The organism is Rhizobium sp. Pop5 (genome assembly GCF_024721175.1).
Lineage (GTDB): Bacteria > Pseudomonadota > Alphaproteobacteria > Rhizobiales > Rhizobiaceae > Rhizobium.
Genome location: NZ_CP099399.1, coordinates 1,035,575 through 1,053,892, shown reverse-complemented (window position 1 = coordinate 1,053,892; position 18,318 = coordinate 1,035,575). Strand labels below are relative to the sequence as shown.

At 61.2% G+C, this 18,318-nt stretch carries 19 protein-coding genes; 11 read left to right on the top strand and 8 right to left on the bottom strand.

Going from position 1 to position 18,318, the window contains the following annotated elements; genetic code table 11:
• Positions 1-162 precede the first annotated feature (162 nt).
• The 4 genes from fabF to fabD form a co-directional block, all read right to left on the bottom strand.
• Positions 163-1,422: a beta-ketoacyl-ACP synthase II gene (gene fabF / locus NE852_RS07345; RefSeq protein WP_008522344.1), complete on the bottom strand. Its 1,260-nt coding sequence runs from the start codon at positions 1,420-1,422 to the stop codon at positions 163-165.
• Positions 1,423-1,515: 93 nt separating this feature from the next.
• Complete coding sequence (locus NE852_RS07340) at positions 1,516-1,752, bottom strand: acyl carrier protein (RefSeq protein ID WP_003547058.1); 237 nt, start codon at positions 1,750-1,752, stop codon at positions 1,516-1,518.
• 287 nt (positions 1,753-2,039) lie between these two features.
• Entirely contained in the window at positions 2,040-2,777 is a 738-nt protein-coding gene (gene fabG, locus NE852_RS07335) for a 3-oxoacyl-[acyl-carrier-protein] reductase (RefSeq protein WP_008522356.1), read from the bottom strand.
• Between the two features lie 29 nt (positions 2,778-2,806).
• A complete protein-coding gene (gene fabD / locus NE852_RS07330; RefSeq protein ID WP_008522358.1) occupies positions 2,807-3,751 on the bottom strand; it encodes an ACP S-malonyltransferase in 945 nt (314 codons plus the stop codon).
• A 312-nt stretch (positions 3,752-4,063) separates the two neighbouring features.
• On the opposite strand from fabD, the gene NE852_RS07325 reads away from it, so the two are divergent.
• From NE852_RS07325 to NE852_RS07285, 9 genes are all read left to right on the top strand, one after another.
• Entirely contained in the window at positions 4,064-4,738 is a 675-nt protein-coding gene (locus NE852_RS07325) for a response regulator transcription factor (RefSeq protein ID WP_037170574.1), read from the top strand.
• On the top strand, positions 4,735-6,171 hold the full coding sequence (locus NE852_RS07320) for a HAMP domain-containing sensor histidine kinase (protein WP_008522360.1): 1,437 nt from the start codon (positions 4,735-4,737) through the stop codon (positions 6,169-6,171). The genes NE852_RS07325 and NE852_RS07320 overlap by 4 nt, the downstream gene beginning before the upstream one ends.
• 125 nt (positions 6,172-6,296) lie before the next feature.
• Entirely contained in the window at positions 6,297-6,656 is a 360-nt protein-coding gene (locus NE852_RS07315; protein ID WP_008522362.1) for a hypothetical protein, read from the top strand.
• A 446-nt stretch (positions 6,657-7,102) separates the two neighbouring features.
• Positions 7,103-8,146: an aldo/keto reductase gene (locus tag NE852_RS07310; protein WP_008522364.1), complete on the top strand. Its 1,044-nt coding sequence runs from the start codon at positions 7,103-7,105 to the stop codon at positions 8,144-8,146.
• A 317-nt stretch (positions 8,147-8,463) separates the two neighbouring features.
• Complete coding sequence (gene rpsF, locus NE852_RS07305; protein ID WP_008522366.1) at positions 8,464-8,928, top strand: 30S ribosomal protein S6; 465 nt, start codon at positions 8,464-8,466, stop codon at positions 8,926-8,928.
• 14 nt (positions 8,929-8,942) lie between these two features.
• Positions 8,943-9,191, top strand: a complete 249-nt coding sequence (rpsR, locus tag NE852_RS07300) for a 30S ribosomal protein S18 (RefSeq protein ID WP_125846826.1) — start codon at positions 8,943-8,945, stop codon at positions 9,189-9,191.
• 156 nt (positions 9,192-9,347) lie between these two features.
• Positions 9,348-10,334 carry a DUF2232 domain-containing protein gene (locus NE852_RS07295; RefSeq protein ID WP_258156347.1) on the top strand — a complete coding sequence of 329 codons (987 nt, stop codon included), beginning with the start codon at positions 9,348-9,350 and terminating at the stop codon, positions 10,332-10,334.
• 21 nt (positions 10,335-10,355) lie between these two features.
• Positions 10,356-10,934, top strand: a complete 579-nt coding sequence (gene rplI, locus NE852_RS07290) for a 50S ribosomal protein L9 (RefSeq protein ID WP_008522381.1) — start codon at positions 10,356-10,358, stop codon at positions 10,932-10,934.
• 372 nt (positions 10,935-11,306) lie between these two features.
• Positions 11,307-12,803: a replicative DNA helicase gene (locus NE852_RS07285; protein ID WP_258156659.1), complete on the top strand. Its 1,497-nt coding sequence runs from the start codon at positions 11,307-11,309 to the stop codon at positions 12,801-12,803.
• A gap of 24 nt (positions 12,804-12,827) precedes the next feature.
• On the opposite strand, the gene NE852_RS07280 is transcribed toward NE852_RS07285, so the two are convergent.
• The 3 genes from NE852_RS07280 to NE852_RS07270 all read right to left on the bottom strand — a co-directional run bounded on the left by NE852_RS07280 (position 12,828) and on the right by NE852_RS07270 (position 14,735).
• Positions 12,828-13,130 (bottom strand): AzlD family protein, encoded by a 303-nt coding sequence (locus NE852_RS07280; protein ID WP_008522382.1) that lies wholly within the window; start codon positions 13,128-13,130, stop codon positions 12,828-12,830.
• Entirely contained in the window at positions 13,127-13,846 is a 720-nt protein-coding gene (locus NE852_RS07275) for an AzlC family ABC transporter permease (protein ID WP_008522384.1), read from the bottom strand. Before NE852_RS07275 ends, NE852_RS07280 begins: the two co-directional genes overlap by 4 nt.
• Positions 13,847-13,913: 67 nt before the next feature.
• Entirely contained in the window at positions 13,914-14,735 is an 822-nt protein-coding gene (locus NE852_RS07270; RefSeq protein ID WP_258156658.1) for an AraC family transcriptional regulator, read from the bottom strand.
• A 188-nt stretch (positions 14,736-14,923) separates the two neighbouring features.
• On the opposite strand from NE852_RS07270, the gene alr reads away from it, so the two are divergent.
• Positions 14,924-16,087 carry an alanine racemase gene (gene alr, locus NE852_RS07265; protein WP_008522390.1) on the top strand — a complete coding sequence of 388 codons (1,164 nt, stop codon included), beginning with the start codon at positions 14,924-14,926 and terminating at the stop codon, positions 16,085-16,087.
• 3 nt (positions 16,088-16,090) lie between these two features.
• Here the strand turns inward: alr and NE852_RS07260 are convergent, their stop codons facing one another.
• On the bottom strand, positions 16,091-16,726 hold the full coding sequence (locus NE852_RS07260; protein WP_008522392.1) for a LysE family translocator: 636 nt from the start codon (positions 16,724-16,726) through the stop codon (positions 16,091-16,093).
• Positions 16,727-16,893: 167 nt separating this feature from the next.
• Here NE852_RS07260 and radA point away from each other — a divergent pair, with 167 nt between their 5' ends.
• Positions 16,894-18,294, top strand: coding sequence for a DNA repair protein RadA (radA, locus tag NE852_RS07255; protein ID WP_008522393.1), 1,401 nt, complete (start codon positions 16,894-16,896; stop codon positions 18,292-18,294).
• The last annotated feature ends 24 nt before the right edge of the window (positions 18,295-18,318 follow it).

Here is an 18,318-nt window from a genome sequence, read left to right as displayed (position 1 = left end):
TGGCCCTCACTTCGCTATTTCGCGAAGCAATGCGGCAAAAGCAGGTCTTGCCGACGCTCAATGCGCCGGGCACTCACCACGCTTTCGCATGTCCCGCCATACCGCGCACGGAATCCCTGTTACGCCGCGGACAGGGTTCCGTTCGCCGCCTATGGCGCTTCGTCAGGCGTAACGACGCAGCACGAGCGATGCGTTCGTGCCGCCAAATCCGAACGAGTTGGACAGCGCCACGTTGATTTCTCGCTCACGCGCCTTGTGCGGAACAAGATCGATCGCCGTCTCGCGTTCGGGATTGTCGAGATTGAGCGTCGGCGGCGCGATGTTGTCGCGGATGGCGAGCGTGGTGAAGATCGCTTCGATGGCGCCGGCAGCGCCGAGAAGATGTCCTGTCGCAGACTTGGTCGACGACATGGAGATTTTCGACGCTGCGTTGCCGACCAGCCGCTCGACAGCGCCGAGTTCGATCGTGTCGGCCATGGTCGAAGTGCCATGGGCGTTGATGTAGTCGATATCGGCCGGCGTCAGCCCGGCGCGCTTCAGCGCCATCGCCATGCAGCGGCCGGCGCCCTCGCCGTCTTCGGAGGGTGCCGTGATGTGATAGGCATCGCCCGACAGGCCGTAGCCGACGATTTCGGCATAGATCTTGGCGCCGCGCGCCTTGGCGTGCTCGAGTTCCTCAAGCACGACAATGCCGGCACCCTCGCCCATGACGAAGCCGTCGCGGTCGCGGTCATAGGGACGGGAAGCCTTCTGCGGGTCGTCGTTGTGCTGGGTCGACAGCGCCTTGCAAGCAGCAAAACCTGCCAGCGAAATACGGCTGACGGGAGATTCCGTGCCGCCGGCAACCATGACGTCGGCGTCACCAAGCGCGATCAGCCGCGCGGCATCGCCGATCGCGTGCGCGCCCGTAGAACAGGCCGTGACGACCGAATGATTGGGTCCGCGCAGCTTGTGGCGGATCGAGACCTGGCCGGAAACGAGATTGATCAGGCGGCCGGGAATGAAGAAGGGAGAGATGCGACGCGGGCCCTTGTCGCGCAGGGTGTAACCCGCCTCGACGATGCCTTCGATGCCGCCGATGCCGGAGCCGATCAGCACGCCGGTTGCGATCTGATCCTCATCGGTCTCGGGATGCCAGCCGGCATCGGCAAGCGCCATGTCGGCGGCGGCCATGCCGTAGATAATGAAGGGATCGACTTTGCGCTGCTCCTTCGGCTCCATCCACTGATCGGCATTGAAGGTGCCTTCAGTACCGTCACCGAGCGGGATACGGCAGGCGATCTTGGCGGGAAGGTCATCGACCTCGAATTCGGTCACGAGGCGGGCGCCGTTCTGTCCGGCAAGCAGCCGGGACCACGTCACCTCTGTTCCGCATCCCAAGGGTGATACCATGCCGGTACCGGTGATGACGACACGTCTCATCGCGTGCTTTCCCCCGTCTCTTATGTTCTATGGAGAAATATGCAGATAAGAAAAGGGCGGACTCCAGGCCCGCCCTTTCTCAAATGCATAGGATCAGGCCTGGGCCTTCTCGATAAACTTCACGGCATCTCCGACCGTCAGGATCGAGTCGGCAGCGTCGTCAGGAATTTCGACGCCGAATTCTTCTTCGAAAGCCATGACAAGTTCGACCGTGTCGAGCGAGTCAGCGCCCAGATCGTCGATAAAGCTGGCGCTCTCGACGACCTTGTCGGCATCGACGCCAAGATGATCAATAACAATTTTCTTTACGCGTTCTGCGATATCGCTCATGTCGGTTTCCTCGACCTTATGTCCTGATCAGAGTGCCATTGCGGCACCCCTACCCTGTTTCAGCCTGCGATGTTTTCAGACATCCTCGGCAAACTCGTTTACCCGGCTTCAGAGATGTCCCAGGCTTGCGAAAAGCCCGCCGGTCCGTCTGCTTTCTCGGGACGACTGTTCACAGTCATGGCCCGCTTAACATGCTTTATGTCCGCCGCAAAGCCAGAAAATCAACGGTTCGTGATTGCTCAACATGCTATTGGCGGAAATTATTCCCATGCCGACAGTTTGTCGTTTCAGATCATCGCCATGCCGCCGTTTACGTGCAGCGTCTGACCGGTCATATAGGCGGCCTCGGAGGAGGCGAGATAGGCAACGGCCGAAGCGACCTCACCACCCGTGCCCATGCGCCTCATCGGGATCGCCCCCATGATCGCTTCCTTTTGCTTGTCGTTCAGCTTGCCGGTCATGGCGCTTTCGATGAAACCCGGCGCGACGCAATTGACCGTCACATTGCGGGTGGCGATCTCCTGCGCCAGCGACTTGGTGAAGCCGATCATGCCCGCCTTGGAAGCGCAGTAGTTGGCTTGGCCCGGATTGCCGGTGACGCCGACGACGGAAGTGATGTTGATGATGCGGCCGTAGCGGCGGCGCATCATCGGATGCGTCAGTTCGCGCGTCAGGCGGAAGGTGGCGGTCAGGTTCACCTCGAGAACGGCATCCCAGTCCTCGTCGCTCATGCGCACGAAGAGCCCGTCCTTGGTGATGCCGGCATTGTTGACGAGGATATCGACGCCTTCGAGATCGGCCTCGGCCTTCTGGCCGAGCGCCTTGACCTCGTCACGGTCGGAGAGGTTCGCAGGGAAGATCTTGACGCGCTCGCCGAGCTCGGCCGCCAGCGCTTCCAGCTTCTCGACGCGGGTGCCGTGCAGGCCGACGATGGCGCCCTGCTTATGAAGAAGGCGGGCGATTTCCTCGCCGATGCCGCCTGATGCGCCTGTCACGAGTGCCTTGCGGCCGGAAAGATCGAACATGGAAACGTTCCTTATTGTGGTGATGCCAATCAGGCCATGAGGGCGGCGACGGCCGCGTCGATATCCGCCGGACCGCCGACGGAGATGCCGTTGATCGTCTTGTCGATGCGACGAGCAAGGCCGGTCAGCACCTTGCCGGAGCCGAGTTCATAAAGCGTCGTCACGCCATTTGCGGCAAACCATTCCACCGTCTCGCGCCAGCGGACCTGACCGGTGACCTGCTCGACGAGAAGCGCGGCGATCTCCTCGGCACTGGTGACCGGAGCTGCACGAACGTTGGCGATGACAGGAACGGCCGGATCGGCCTTCTTAACGCCGGCCAGTGCTTCACGCATGGCGTCGGCGGCAGGAGCCATCAGCGTCGAATGGAACGGAGCCGAAACCGGTAGCAGGATAGCGCGCTTGGCGCCCTTGTCGGTCGCAAGACCGGCAGCCTTCTCGACAGCCGCCTTCTCGCCTGAGATCACGATCTGGCCGCCGCCATTGTCGTTGGCGATCTGGCAGGCGCCGGTGGCGGCCGCCTCCTCACAGACAGCGACGACATCGGCATGTTCGAGGCCGATGATCGCGGCCATCGCGCCAACGCCGACGGGGACGGCCGCCTGCATGGCATTGCCGCGAATGCGCAGGAGCCGGGCGGTATCAGCGAGGGAAAAGGTTCCGGCAGCGCACAGCGCGGAATATTCGCCGAGCGAGTGGCCGGCGACATAGGCGACCTTGGACTTCAGATCCAGTCCCTTGGCCTCGAGGACACGAACAACGGCAATCGAGACGGCCATCAGCGCCGGCTGGGCGTTCGCCGTCAGGGTCAGCGTGTCCTCGGGACCGTTGAACATGACGTCCGAAAGCTTTTCACCGAGTGCCTCGTCGACCTCTTGGAAAACCGCGCGGGCTTCCGCGAAATTTTCGGCGAGATCCTTGCCCATGCCGACGGCCTGACTGCCCTGGCCGGGAAAAGTAAAAGCGATGGTCATTCTGGTATCCCTGATTGCGCCTCTCAAGGCTATTTCGCCTCCAATTGCCATTCTTTCCGGCAGAGTCAAGTGGCGGCCCGCTCTGTCTCAGGGCAATCGCTTCAGCCTAATGGCGTTCCGGATAGCCCGTTTTTGGCAGCGCGATTGACGAGGGACAATTCCATGGCGACGGATCTCGTGCGACATCCAAAGGACAAGTATTGCCAAATGCGGGCGTGACGCGAACCCGATCGTTCGGCTTTTGTAATCTAAGGGTAATCTTTGCCACGTCACTGGGTGGGTGGGAAATGGCATGAGATCCGGAGGCATGCATTGCGTATATTGTTACTCGAGGACGAGCGCGAAATGGCGGCAGCGCTGATCGAAGCGCTCAGCCGCCGCGATATTATCGTCGACCATGTGCGCACCGTCGCTGATGCCGAACTGATGGCGCGGGTCGGGGTCTATGACGTGCTCGTGCTGGATCGTCGCTTGCCGGACGGCGAAGGCCTCGATCTCATCCCCGTGCTTCGCTTCCAGAAAATTACCGCTCCGGTCCTGATGCTGACGGCACTTGGCGGCGTCGATCATCGTGTCGAGGGGCTCGACGGCGGCGCCGACGATTATCTCAGCAAACCCTTTGCGATCGAAGAACTGCTGGCGCGATTGCGCGCGCTGCAACGGCGTTCGCCAACCGTTTCCGCCGAACGTTTTTCCCTCGGCAATCTGACGCTTGATCCGCGCAGCAGCGAAGTTGCCGTTGCGGGCGATTTCATCGATCTGGCCCGACGCGAGTATCTTGTGGTCGAGGCCTTGATCCGGCGTGCAAACCGCATCGTCACGCGCTCGATGCTCGTCAACGCCGTTTACACCATCGACGATCAGATCGAGTCGAACGCGCTTGATGTGCACGTGTCGCGAATCCGCCGCAAGCTCAGCCTTGCCGGCGCATCGGTCGAAATTCGCGCTGTCCGCAACATCGGATATCTGCTTCGGGTAAGCACATGAGACTGCGCAAGAGCCGCTCGCTCAAATGGATACTGACACGGCGTCTGATCGGCCTTCAGGCATGTCTTCTGGTGTTCTTCTTCGTGCTGCTCGCGGGCTGGGTCTGGATCATCGACCCGGAACTTGAAGATACCAATGAATCGGTCATCCGCGTCCTTGCAGAGCACGTGGAACGCAAAGCCGACGGTACGCTCAACGTCATCGAGGCGCCGGAGCTTGCCGAGTTGACACGTCGGTATCCGGATTTGTGGTTCATCGTCAGGGATGAAAGAAACAATATCTACCAGCGCGGCGCATTTCCAAAGGAGCTGCTGAGCGAAATCTTCCCGATGTCCATTGACGGAGCAACGTTAAAGGATGGCCCGACCAAGCATGTAGCGGTCGGCAATCGCGATACGCCGATCGGTCGCCTTCAGTTTGTTACATCGACCGACCGCATCGGCGCGAAAAACCAGGACGTCAACATCTGGATCAATCTCGATATCGATCTTCCAGAGAGTGGCGGGGATGCAGAAATGTTCTGGCTAGGCGTTGTTCCGGCAACCGGTGCCATTCTGGCGATCCTCGTGGTTCCGATCCTGTTGGTCACAGGTGCGGCAACGCTGATCGTCACACCCTATTCGATCGGCCGCTCCCTGACGGGTCTCGTCGACACGGCAAACCAGGCAAAGACGATCGAGTTCGAAACACGATCGACCCACCTCGATGTTTCGAAAGTTCCGAGCGAGATCATTCCGCTTGTCGACGCCTTCAATCACACGCTTTCAAAGCTTGATCACGGCTATAACAAGCATAGCCGTTTTCTGGCGGATGCCGCCCACGAATTGCGCACACCGATCGCCATCGTCCGAACGCGAGCAGACCTTTTGCCTGAAAGCGCGGACAGTCGCCAGCTGCTGCAAGATATCGACCGTCTTTCCAGGGTCGCGCATCAATTGCTCGACATGCAGGCTATTGGCGCTGATTCTCGAACCGCCCAGATGGTTGACCTGAACCAGCTTGCCGGACGGATCGCGGCCGATCTCGCGCCTGGCGTCATCGACGCGGGTTACGATTTCTTCTTCGAGCCGGCTCCCGCCGAGGCACTCTTCATGATCTATCCCTCGACGATAGAGCTTGCGGTCACCAACCTGATCCGCAATGCGGTCGATCATTCAGGCTACAAGGGCACGATCGCGGTCACGGTCGACGGGCGAGGCTTCATCGATGTCTCCGATGAAGGGCCTGGCATCCCTGCCGCGGAGCGCGTGCGCGTGCTGGAACCCTTCTATCGGCTGAATACCCACTCGTCCGGCGCAGGGCTGGGGCTCAACCTGGCACAGAAAGCGGCCGAGCTTCATCTCGGGCGGCTGCTGTTTGCCGATACCGACGGCGGTTTCCGAGTGCGCCTCGAGATCGGCGGATTGGGTGCCGGCCGGCAGCACTCCTTTTAGGCAGCCGCACGCAATAGGCGTCAATCGCAGAGGTCTCCTCCATTGGTAATGCGCTCGTAATTTTCGCCTCGTAGCGAGCGTTAAAACCAACTGGAGCCGCCGCTGTGCCTATGAAAACACGTCCAATGCCTTCTTTTCTCACCTTGGCAGCCATCGCGCTGCTGGCAAGCTGTGCATCGCAAATCATGAAAAACTACGTCGGAGGACCGGTGGATGCGGTGATACTGGACTATGGGCCGCCCGACAACGTCATTGAACTCGGTGTCGATCAGCGAGCCTTCCAGTGGCGGCGCATCAACACGGAGGCGGTGACGGGCACCACCAATGGAGAAATCCGTCAAACGCGCCATGGCGAACGCTACGAAATCTCCCAATCGCCCGGCTACGTCAAAGAGACGGAGTGCTTCTATACATTCTTCGTGCGTTCCTCCGGGACCCGTTGGTACGTCACGAGCTTCCGCAGGCCGCAGCTCGAATGCGAGTGACGATCTATTGCAGCCGATGACTACCGACATTCGGATTTCATGGAGAGATGCATGTTCAGCCATTTGTCCCGATTGCGGAATGCGTTTCGTCGGAAGCTTCCCGATCCCTCCGGATCGGACAGATTCTTCGGCGCGGTGCTTCTTTTTTTAATATGCCTGATGTTGGTACTCTTTGCCCGTCACGCGGTCGCGGGAGAAACAGCTCCCCTGGAACCGTGGATTCGGGCCTGGAGTGCCTGCGGAGGCGCCAATCATATCCTTTGGTGAGATATTGCTATCGATCCCGGCCAGGCGGGAGGCAAGAGGCTGGCGAGCTCGGGGATTGCCAGCCAGGTCTTTCACGCCGTCCTGAAAGCCCGGTTTTGCTCTTGCGCTCCGCCAAATCCGACCTAGATTTGCGCGGTCCCTCCCAAGGCTTCCGCCTCACGACCGCACCGGGGTTTTCCATGAAGTACAATTCACTAGGCCGCACCGACATCTCCGTTTCAGAAATTTGCCTTGGCACCATGACCTGGGGTTCGCAGAACAGCGAAACCGATGCTCATGCGCAGATGGATTACGCTGTCGAAAAGGGCGTCAATTTCTTCGACACAGCCGAACTTTACCCGACCACTCCGGTTTCGGCCGAAACCCAGGGCCGGACCGAAGATTATATCGGCAGTTGGTTTAATAAATCAGGCAAGCGCGGGGATATCGTGCTCGCCACCAAGGTCGCCGGCCGCGGCCGCGACTATCTGCGCGGCGGCGAAGGTGCTGACGCAAAGAATATCCGCCTGGCGCTGGAGGCCAGCCTGACGCGGCTGAAGACGGATTATGTCGACCTCTATCAGATCCACTGGCCGAACCGCGGCCATTTCCATTTCCGCCAGAACTGGAGCTACAATCCCTTCAACCAGGATCGCGAGAAGGCCGTTGCCAACATGCTCGACATCCTGGAAACGCTCGGCGCACTGGTGAAGGAAGGCAAGATCCGCGCGATCGGCCTTTCCAACGAAACCACTTGGGGCATCCAGAAATATCTGACGCTCTCCGAACAGAAGGGCCTGCCGCGTGTTGCCAGCGTCCAGAACGAATATAATCTGCTCTACCGCCACTTCGACCTCGATCTTGCCGAGCTCTCGCATCACGAGGATGTCGGGCTGCTCGCCTATTCGCCGCTCGCCGGCGGCATCCTGACCGGCAAATATGTCGACGGCGTCAGGCCGAAGGGTTCGCGCGGCTCGATCAACCACGATATTGGCGGCCGCCTGCAGCCACTGCAGGAGCCGGCGACCAAGGCCTATCTGGAGATCGCCCGCAAATACGGCCTCGACCCGGCGGCAATGGCGCTCTCCTTCTGCCTTTCGAGGCCTTTCATGGCCTCTGCCATCATCGGCGCGACCTCGATGGAGCAGTTGAAGGTCGATATCGGCGCGGCCGACCTGACGCTTTCGGATGACGTCCTGGCGGAGATCGCCAAGGTGCATCGACAGTATCCGCTGCCGCTTTGACCGCTTTTTCTTTTCATGCGCCCGATGCCGGCCCTCGGCCTGCGTCGGGCTCGACTGTCCGATTGCGCTTGCCTTTCCCCGAAAAATCCGTATAAGCGCGCCTGTTCGTTAACCCGGTCTTCTGGCTGGTGGCTGAACGGAGGGCCGGTTTGCATTTTGCAAATCGTTCGGAACGGAAGCGTTCCAGCCTCCCGTGTCTCCGCTCTCGACCGTCTCGGAAACGCTTTTCTTGCCTGGGCCCGCCCAATCAGGAGCAGTCGTTGAGGCTTAGCCGCCGAATATCGGGTTGAACCAAACGCAAGAAAGGCAAAGCTGTCATGGCTCTTTATGAACATGTATTCCTTGCCCGGCAGGATATTTCCGCTCAGCAGGTCGATGCCCTCGTAGAACAGTACAAGGGCGTGATCGAAGCTAACGGCGGTAAAGTCGGGCGTATCGAGAACTGGGGCCTCAAGTCCCTCACCTACCGCATCAAGAAGAACCGCAAGGCTCACTACGCCCTGCTGGACATCGATGCACCGGCTGCTGCGATCCAGGAAATGGAACGTCAGATGCGCATCAGCGAAGACGTTCTTCGCTACATGACCATCGCCGTCGAGAAGCACGAAGAAGGCCCGTCTGCCATGATGCAGAAGCGCGACCGCGACGACCGCGGCCCGCGTGAAGGCGGCGACCGCGGCCCGCGCCGCGAGTTCGGCGACCGCGGCCCGCGTCCGCCGCGCGAAGGTGGCTTCGGCGACCGTGAAGACCGTCCGCGCCGTCCGCGCGAAGATCGTGCATAAGGGAGATTTGAGATATGGCTGAAACTTCCTCCGCTCCGGTCCGCCGCCCGTTCCATCGCCGTCGCAAGACCTGCCCGTTCTCCGGCGCAAACGCACCGCGGATCGACTACAAGGACGTACGTCTGCTGCAGCGCTACATTTCCGAGCGCGGCAAGATCGTTCCGTCCCGCATCACGGCCGTTTCCCAGAAGAAGCAGCGCGAACTCGCCCAGGCGATCAAGCGCGCCCGTTTCCTCGGCCTGCTGCCCTACGTCGTCGCCTGATCGGCGAACGAGACCGTCGTTGAGGGAAGGCATTCGTGCCTTCCCTTCTCCCTTCCGCGATGGGCGTGGATCGGAACTCTTAAAACCCATGTTGAGACGTTTCTGAATTCGATTCAGCAACATCCTCTAACTGCTTGATGAAGCAGGACAGCGACCTTGAAACGACCGAACTTTAGAACGCTGCTGATCGGCGCACTCGCCGGATTGACCGCCGCCCTGCTGGTGCTGGGCGCGAGCGTGCAGCCGTCGTTTTTCAGCGCGCTTCTTTATACGGCCTCGGCGCTGCCGATCCTGCTCGTCGGGCTCGGCTGGGGCAATGCCGCCGCTATCTCCGCCGTCGTCACGGCGGCAGCTCTCGGCGCGGTTTTCATCTCTCCTTCCTTCGCGCTGATCATGACTCTGGTGACGCTGCTGCCGGCCGGCTGGCTCAGCCATCTCGCCAATCTCGCGCGTCCCGCCTCCGAACTCGGCGGCCCCGACCATCTGCTCGCCTGGTATCCGCTTTCCGATATCCTGCTGCATCTCTGTGGTCTGGTGACGATCGCCGTCATCGTCATCGGTGTGATCATCGGCTACGGACCTCAGATTACCGATCCGATCGTCGATCTGCTCATCACCTCGGTCAAACAGCAGCAGCCGGAATTCATGCCCGATCCGGCAGCGACCGCGCAGACCAAGTCGCTGATCCTGCTGATGCTGCCCGCGATCCAGGGCGGCATGTGGGTCGGCATGCTGTTCGCAGCTTATTATTGCGCCGTGCGTATCGTCGCGGCATCCGGCAGGGGCCTCCGCCCGCGCGAGGACATTCCCTCTTCGCTTCGCATGAACCGCAATTCGATCTTCATCTTCCTGGCAGGACTTGCCGCCTGCTTCTTCGGCGGCGTTCCGGCGCTGGTCGGCGCCACCGTGATCGGCACCTTCGGCGCCGGTTTCATGCTCTCCGGTTTCGCCTCGCTGCATTTCCGCACACGCGGCAAGGACTGGCGCATACCGGCCCTCATCCTCTGCTACCTGGCCTCGATGCTCATGTTGCTGCCAGCTCTCCTCATCCTCGTTTTGGGTCTCAGCGATACGCGCAAGGCGATCGCGCTGACCCCGACGAAAGATGCCGATGCCCCCAAACAATCCGACACGAAAATCTGAGACACAAGAAAGGAAAAAGAAATGGAAGTCATCCTTCTCGAACGCATCTCCAAGCTCGGCCAGATGGGCGAAACCGTAAAGGTTCGCGACGGCTTTGCCCGCAACTACCTGCTGCCGCTCGGCAAGGCGCTGCGCGCCAACGCCGCCAACAAGGCCCGCTTCGAATCCGAGCGTGCGACGCTCGAAGCCCGCAACCTCGAGCGCAAGTCGGAAGCCCGGAAGATCGCCGACGTTCTCGACGGCAAGTCCTTCATCGTCGTGCGTTCCGCCGGCGAAACCGGCCAGCTCTACGGCTCGGTCGCTGCCCGTGACGTCGTCGAAGTTCTCGCCGCCGAAGGCTTCAACATCGGCCGCAACCAAGTTCACCTCAACACGCCGATCAAGGCGATCGGCCTGCACAAGGTCGAGCTTCAGCTGCATGCCGAAGTCGAGATCCATGTCGAGCTGAACGTCGCCCGCTCCGCCGAAGAGGCAGAGCGTCAGGCCAAGGGCGAAGAACTCACCTCGGTCGATGCAATCTACGGCGTCGACGAAGACGCGCTGCGTCCGGAAGATTTCTTCGATCCGGAAGCTGACGGCATCGACGAAGACGAAGCATAATTCTCGCCGGAGCGATCCGCGACACGAAAGCCCGGCCATCGCGCCGGGCTTTTTCTTTTTCCGCTCGGTATTCATGCGGCGATTGGGTCGCCTTTTAACGGGGGATTGTCCGGATGTTTTTGCTGCGTGCCTGATGTCATCGCGCTAACATGACCTTCTCCGGAACGAATGAGCTGAGTCGGCTCCGTACCGTGTCCTGTCGGTGACACTCCGGGTATTTCTCCTTTGTCTCGCTTTGGACTGTGGAGAAGTCGAACAATGTGCACAGCGTTCAGGATTTAAGCGAAGTGAGCCCCGCTCCTTTCGCAAGCCCTTGATTTTCTCCATCCGGAATTGCAAATCCGGATTTGGAAAAAGACAGAACGGATGATGATGAACGACGCCGCTCGAAAGATTGCAGCCGTTGCTCCGTCGGAGCAGCATTATCGCGAAGCGCCCAACAATATCGAAGCCGAGCAGGCGCTCCTGGGTGCCATCCTCATGAACAACGACGCCTATTACCGGGTGTCCGACTTCCTGAAGCCGACCCATCTCTATGAACCGCTGCATCGGAAGATCTTCGAGGTTGCCGGGGATATCATCCGCATGGGCAAGATCGCCAACCCGGTGACGATCAAGACCTTCCTGAAGGCCGACGAGAAAGTCGGCGACATGACCGTTTCGGAATATCTGGCGCGGCTCGTCACAGGCGCCGTAACCATCATCAACGCAGAGGATTACGGCCGGGCGATCTACGATCTCGCGCTGCGCCGGGCGCTGATCACCATCGGCGAGGACGTCGTCAATATCGCCTATGACGCGCCGCTCGACATGCCGCCGCAGTCGCAGATCGAAGATACCGAACGCCGTCTCTTCGAACTGGCGGAAAACGGCCGTTATGACGGCGGCTTCCAATCCTTCAACGATGCCGTCGCCCTCGCCATCGATATGGCAGCTGTCGCCAAGGAACGCGACGGCGGCCTCTCCGGCATTTCCACCGGCATCCATTCGCTCGACGCCAAGATGGGCGGCCTGCAGCGTTCGGACTTGATCATCCTTGCCGGGCGCCCCGGCATGGGCAAGACCTCGCTTGCCACCAACATCGCCTACAACATCGCCGCCGCATTCGAAGGCGAAGTCCAGTCGGACGGCAGCACGAAGGCCAAGAATGGCGGTGTGGTCGGCTTCTATTCGCTCGAAATGTCGTCCGAACAGCTCGCCACCCGTATCATCTCGGAGCAGACGGAAGTCTCGTCTTCGAAGATCCGCCGCGGCGACATCAACGACGCCGATTTCGAAAAGCTTGTCGCCTGTTCGATGATGATGCAGAAGGTGCCGCTTTATATCGACCAGACCGGCGGTATCTCGATCGCCCAGCTTTCGGCGCGAGCGCGCCGCCTCAAGCGCCAGCGCGGCCTCGACGTGCTCGTGGTCGACTACGTGCAGCTGATGACCGGCTCGGGCAAATCGAGTGACAACCGCGTCCAGGAAATCACCCAGATCACCACCGGCCTGAAGGCGCTCGGCAAGGAACTCAACGTTCCGATCATCGCCCTCTCGCAGCTCTCGCGTCAGGTCGAAAGCCGCGACGACAAGCGCCCGCAGCTCTCCGACCTTCGCGAATCCGGCTCGATCGAGCAGGACGCCGACGTCGTGCTCTTCGTGTTCCGCGAGGAATACTACGTCAAGAACCAGGAGCCGCGCGATCCTCACGATCCGAAATATCCTGAATGGGAAGCGCTGTTCGACAAGGTGAAGGGTACGGCCGACGTGATCATCGCCAAGCAGCGTCACGGACCGACAGGCACGGTGAAGCTCGCCTTCCAGGCGGAATTCACGCGCTTCGCCGATCTCGCAGATCCCTCCTTCATACAATACGAGGAACATTGACGCGGTCTTGCCGCGCCAATTCCTTTAGAGCCCCGCAGCCCGCAACAGAGCGACCGTTGCGACGCCGACCACGACGCTCGCCAGCATCGGCAGGCGGCGCGCGGCGATCGCTGTCGCCGCGCAGGCCAGCGTCTCCGCCCAGCCGGTCGCAAAGGCGGTCGGGGCAATGACGGCCATCAGCACGGCCGGTGGAATGGCTTCGATCGCCGTTCTCCGGCGCTCATCCATCGCGACATGACGGATCAAGACGAGGCCGCTGAGACGGGTGAAAATCGTTGCGGCGGCCATCGCAATGATGGCGATCAAGGTGTTGAGGTCGAGGATCATGCCGCCTGCTCCCGCACCCTGCCCTGCCAGAGAGCCGTTGCCAGCCCGGCCAGCGCACCGGCGGCGATATACCAGACGCCGGGCACGAAGTGGTGGACCGCCACGGACGCGACACCGCTTGCGGCAAGGACTGCGCCGGTTTCCGGCCCCTTCCAGAAGCCCATGACCAGCACGACGAAGACGGCCGGAAAGGCAAAGTCGAGGCCGATGACGGCAGGATTGCCAAGAAAGGCGCCGAGCAGAGCGCCCGCGAGCGATGAGCCGACCCAGGTGAGGTAGAAGGGCGTGACGATGCCCGCATACCAGGCGGGCGTCAGCTGCGTGCTGCCGGCGCGGAACTCCGCCATGGCCCAGAGCTCATCGGCAAGGAAGAGCATGGCGATATAACGTTTGACGCCCGAGAAGGATTGCATTTTCGTGCCGATCGACGCGCTCATCAGCACGTGGCGAATATTGACCAGCAGGGCCGCGAAGCCGACGCCAATCAAGCTTGCCGGATGCGTCCAGATGTCCATTGCCACGAATTGTGAACCGCCTGCAAAGACAAGTGCGCTCATCAGCGTCGTTTCCAGCGGCGAAAGGCCCTTAGTGGCCGCGACTGCGCCAAAGACCAGGCCGATCGGCAAGACAGCGACAACAAGCGGAAAAATGGCGCGCATTCCGGCGAGAAATTCGCCAGCAAGAAATTCGCCGGTTGGCCGGCTGTGCTGCAACATGGCAACCTCCTGATCAAGATCGCGGAGGCTTAGCCCAGCCTGCAACGGCCGTATTGAACGAAAGTGATCAGCCCGTGCGGAATTGACCGGGTGTCACGCCCGTGCGCGCCTTGAAGTGCCGAGTGAAATGCGCCTGATCGGCAAAGCCACATTCGAGCGCAATATCGGCCGGCATGCGCCCCTGCCGCAGCAGCCGGCGGGCTACCTGTACGCGCCGGTCGGTGAGGAAAGCGTGCGGCGTGATGTAATATTCCTTGCGGAAGGCGCGGATGAGGTGAGCGCGGCTCAATCCCGCCACCCCGGCCAGTTCCTCGAGACCGACGTCGCTGTCGAAATTCTCGACGAGGTATTCGCGGGCGCGGGCGACGGCGCTCCGCTCCTTGGTATCGACAGGCACGACGATGGTGCTGCCGTGACGCGCAAAAATCGCCGCCAACACCGAGAACATGCTTTCATCGGACTCCAGCGCGCCTGCGCCCCTTTCCAGCGTGCGATGGGCGGCATGAAAGGCATTGGCGAGCTGCGGATCGCGCGGAAGGCCGCCTGAGAAAGACGGCGTCGCGTGGAAGGCCTTGCCCGTCACATCCTCCAGAATATCGACGAACAGCTTCATGTCGGGATAGATCATGCGGTAGCGGTAGCCCTCGCCGCCGGGGGCGCCGTCGTGAATGACGCCCGGATCGATAAGATAGAGGTCTCCCGGGCCGGTCTCCTCCCGCCTGCCGCTCAGCGTGGCGATCTGAGTGCCGCTTTCTATCGCGCCGATGCTGAACGTATCATGCGCATGCGGCGCATATTCATGCGTCAGGAAGGTAGCGCTCAGGCACTCCATGTCGCGAAAGCGGCTGTCCCGCCAGAAGCGGGCCGATTCGACATTGGCAAGCGGCATGGCGTCTGCCGCCTCTTTCTGCGATACGTTCTGCATCTGACAAGGTTAGCGCGGAAGCCGGCATGCGTCTTGAACAAAAGTGATCATGGAGGCGGCAAAGGTGGTATGTCACCGCTTGCACTTTCCCTTGGCCACAATGCTCTTTAGACTGGGTGAAGTGGTTCTCCCTTCAATATTTGCGGCAGTTCATGACAGATTTTCCTATCCCCTTCGAAGAAGATGACCTTTTCGCTTCAGCAGGCCTGCGGCTGACTGTCGACCTGACCGCGCTCACGGAGAACTGGCGCGACATGGCGCGCCGATCCGGGGCTGCGCGCGCAGCAGCCGTCGTCAAGGCGGATGCTTATGGCATGGGGATCGAAGATGCCGGCGAAGCGCTCTATCTGGCGGGCGCGCGGGATTTCTTCGTCGCAACCGTCGATGAAGGGGTGACGCTTCGCCTCTATGCGCCCGAGGCGCGCATCTTCGTGCTCTCGGGCATATGGCCGGGCACCGAGCGGCGCTTCTTCGAGAATGATCTGGTGCCGGTGATTTCTTCCGACGAACAGCTTGCCTTCTGGATGGCAGTGCTTGCCGATTACGGTGACTACCCCTGCGCACTGCATGTCGATACCGGCTTCAATCGGTTGGGATTGCGCGTCGACGATTCGCTGGCGCTGGTCGACGACGTGTCGCGGCCGGCAAGCTTTGCGCCGGTGCTCGTCATGAGTCATCTCGCCTGTGGCGACGATCCCAGCCATGCGATGAACCGGCGTCAGCTCGAATCATTCCGCAGGGTTAGCGCCGCCTATGAAGGCATCGATTCAAGTCTTGCCGCCTCGGCTGGCATCTTTCTCGGCGAGGATTATCATTTCGACCTGACCCGCCCCGGCATTTCGCTCTACGGCGGTGAGGCGGTCAGCGGCATGGCGAACCCGATGCGGCCGGTCGCCACCGCTGAAGCACGCATCATCCAGGTGCGCACCGTCGAGGCCGGCGAGACCGTCAGCTATGGGCGGGCGCTGCAGCTTCGCCGTGAAAGCCGGCTGGCGATTGTATCTGCCGGTTATGCCGACGGTTACATGCGTAGCCAGTCGAGCGGTGGCGTGCCGCTGCGCCAGGCAGTAACGCAAGGCGGACACGGCTTCATCGCCGGGCACAAGGTCCCAGTCGCCGGCCGGATAACCATGGACCTGACGATCTTCGATGTCACCGACCTTCCCGAGAATGCTGTGCGCGCCGGCGATTATGTCGAGCTATTCGGAAAGAACATACCGGTCGACGACGTGGCGCGGGCGGCAGGCACCATCGGATACGAGATCCTGACCAGCATGGGGCTGCGCCACGAACGGCGCTATGTCGCGGAGGAATAGCGGTCAGCGGCTGCTGAGCGCAAGGCGGACACCGAGCGCCACGAAAAGCGCGCCGAGACCCCGATCGAGCCACAGGCCGATCCTTTGATTGTTCCGGAGTGCGTCGGCAAGGCGCCCTCCGAGCAGGACGAGCGGCGGTTCGATGAAGGCGGCAACGACGATGATGAGCCCGCCATGCAGCATGAGCTGGGCCCATGCCGGCCCTGCCCCTTCGACAACGAATTGCGGCAGGAAGGCCAGGAAGAAGATCGCTACCTTCGGATTGAGAAGCGACACCAGGATTCCCTGCCGGTAGATCTTCGCGGCCCGCATTTTTTCACCGGCAGTTTTTACCAGGCCACTCCCGCCGCTGGCCCGCAAGGCCTGGATGCCCAGCCAGACGAGATAGACAGCGCCGATCCATTTGACCGCGGAGAAGGCGACGGCGGAAGCGGCAAGCACGGCGGAAAGGCCGAGTGCAGCCATCAGGACGTGCAGGCACGCGCCGGACCAGACGCCGAACAGCGCGGAGAAGCCGGCGCGTTTTCCACTTTTCATCGTGTGACCGAGAATGAAAGCGATGTCAGGACCGGGCGAAAGGTTGAGCAAGACTGCCGCCGACAGAAATGCAAGCCAGTGCGCGAGCGAATAATCGAACATCTTCTACCATTCCGGATAAACACGGCTAAAGGATAGGCACGCAAAGCGCTGATGGGGAAATCATTAGTTTTGATCCGTCGCGATAGCCATTATCTCAAGCATGACAATGATTCGATGAAGCCTATGGATCGCTTCATTCGGTAAATCCGGACTGAAAGAGTAGCTTGATGGCGAAGGCCAGGACACAGTTCATCTGCCAGAATTGCGGCGCAGTCCATAACCGCTGGGCCGGCAAATGCGATAATTGCGGCGAGTGGAACACCATCGTCGAGGAAGACCCGATGGGCGGCATCGGCGCCGGCCCCGGCAAGACGCCGAAGAAGGGCCGTCCGGTGACGCTGACGGCGCTGTCGGGTGAGATCGAGGAGGCGCCGCGCATCCACACCGCCATGTCAGAGCTCGACCGGGCGCTCGGCGGCGGCTTCGTGCGCGGTTCGGCGGTGCTGATCGGCGGCGATCCCGGCATCGGCAAATCGACGCTGCTGATGCAGGCCGCCGCCGCCCTTGCGCGGCGCGGCCAAAAGATCATCTACGTTTCCGGCGAAGAGGCGGTGGCGCAGGTCCGTTTGCGGGCGCAGCGTCTGGCGGCGGCCGATACAGATGTGATGCTGGCAGCGGAAACCAATGTCGAAGATATTCTGGCGACCCTCGCCGAGGGCAAGCGGCCGGACCTCGTTATCATCGATTCCATCCAGACGCTGTGGAGCGAACTCGCCGAATCCGCGCCGGGAACGGTGACGCAGGTACGCACCGGCGTGCAGTCGATGATCCGTTTCGCCAAGCAGACGGGTGCGGCGATGGTGCTCGTCGGGCATGTGACCAAGGACGGGCAGATTGCCGGTCCGCGCGTCGTCGAGCATATGGTCGACGCCGTGCTCTACTTCGAAGGCGATCGCGGCCATCATTACCGCATCCTGCGCACGGTCAAGAACCGCTTCGGCCCGACGGACGAGATCGGCGTCTTCGAAATGTCCGACCGGGGTTTACGCGAAGTCGCCAACCCCTCAGAACTCTTTCTCGGCGAACGCAACGAGAAATCGCCAGGTGCAGCGGTCTTCGCCGGCATGGAGGGCACCCGCCCCGTGCTCGTCGAAGTGCAGGCGCTAGTGGCGCCGACTTCGCTCGGCACGCCACGGCGCGCCGTGGTCGGCTGGGATTCGGCAAGGCTGTCGATGATTCTGGCTGTGCTGGAAGCCCATTGCGGCGTGAGACTCGGCCAGCACGACGTCTATCTCAATATCGCCGGCGGTTACCGCATCTCCGAACCGGCGGCCGATTTGGCCGTCGCCTCGGCGCTCGTTTCCTCGCTTGCCGGTATTGCCCTTCCTGCCGATTGCGTCTATTTCGGCGAAGTCAGCCTGTCGGGCGCCATCCGGCCGGTTGCGCACACCGCCCAGCGCCTCAAGGAAGCCGAGAAGCTGGGGTTTTCGGCAGCACTGCTTCCATCCGCCTCCGCCGAACTGCCCAAGGGCTCGGGCGGTCGCTGGAGCGAGGTCGAAAGCCTGCCGGATCTGGTCGCGCGCATCGCCGGGTCGAAGGGGGCGCTGCGTGTGGAAGACGAGGTTTGATCCTTTCATTGCCAAGATTGGTAA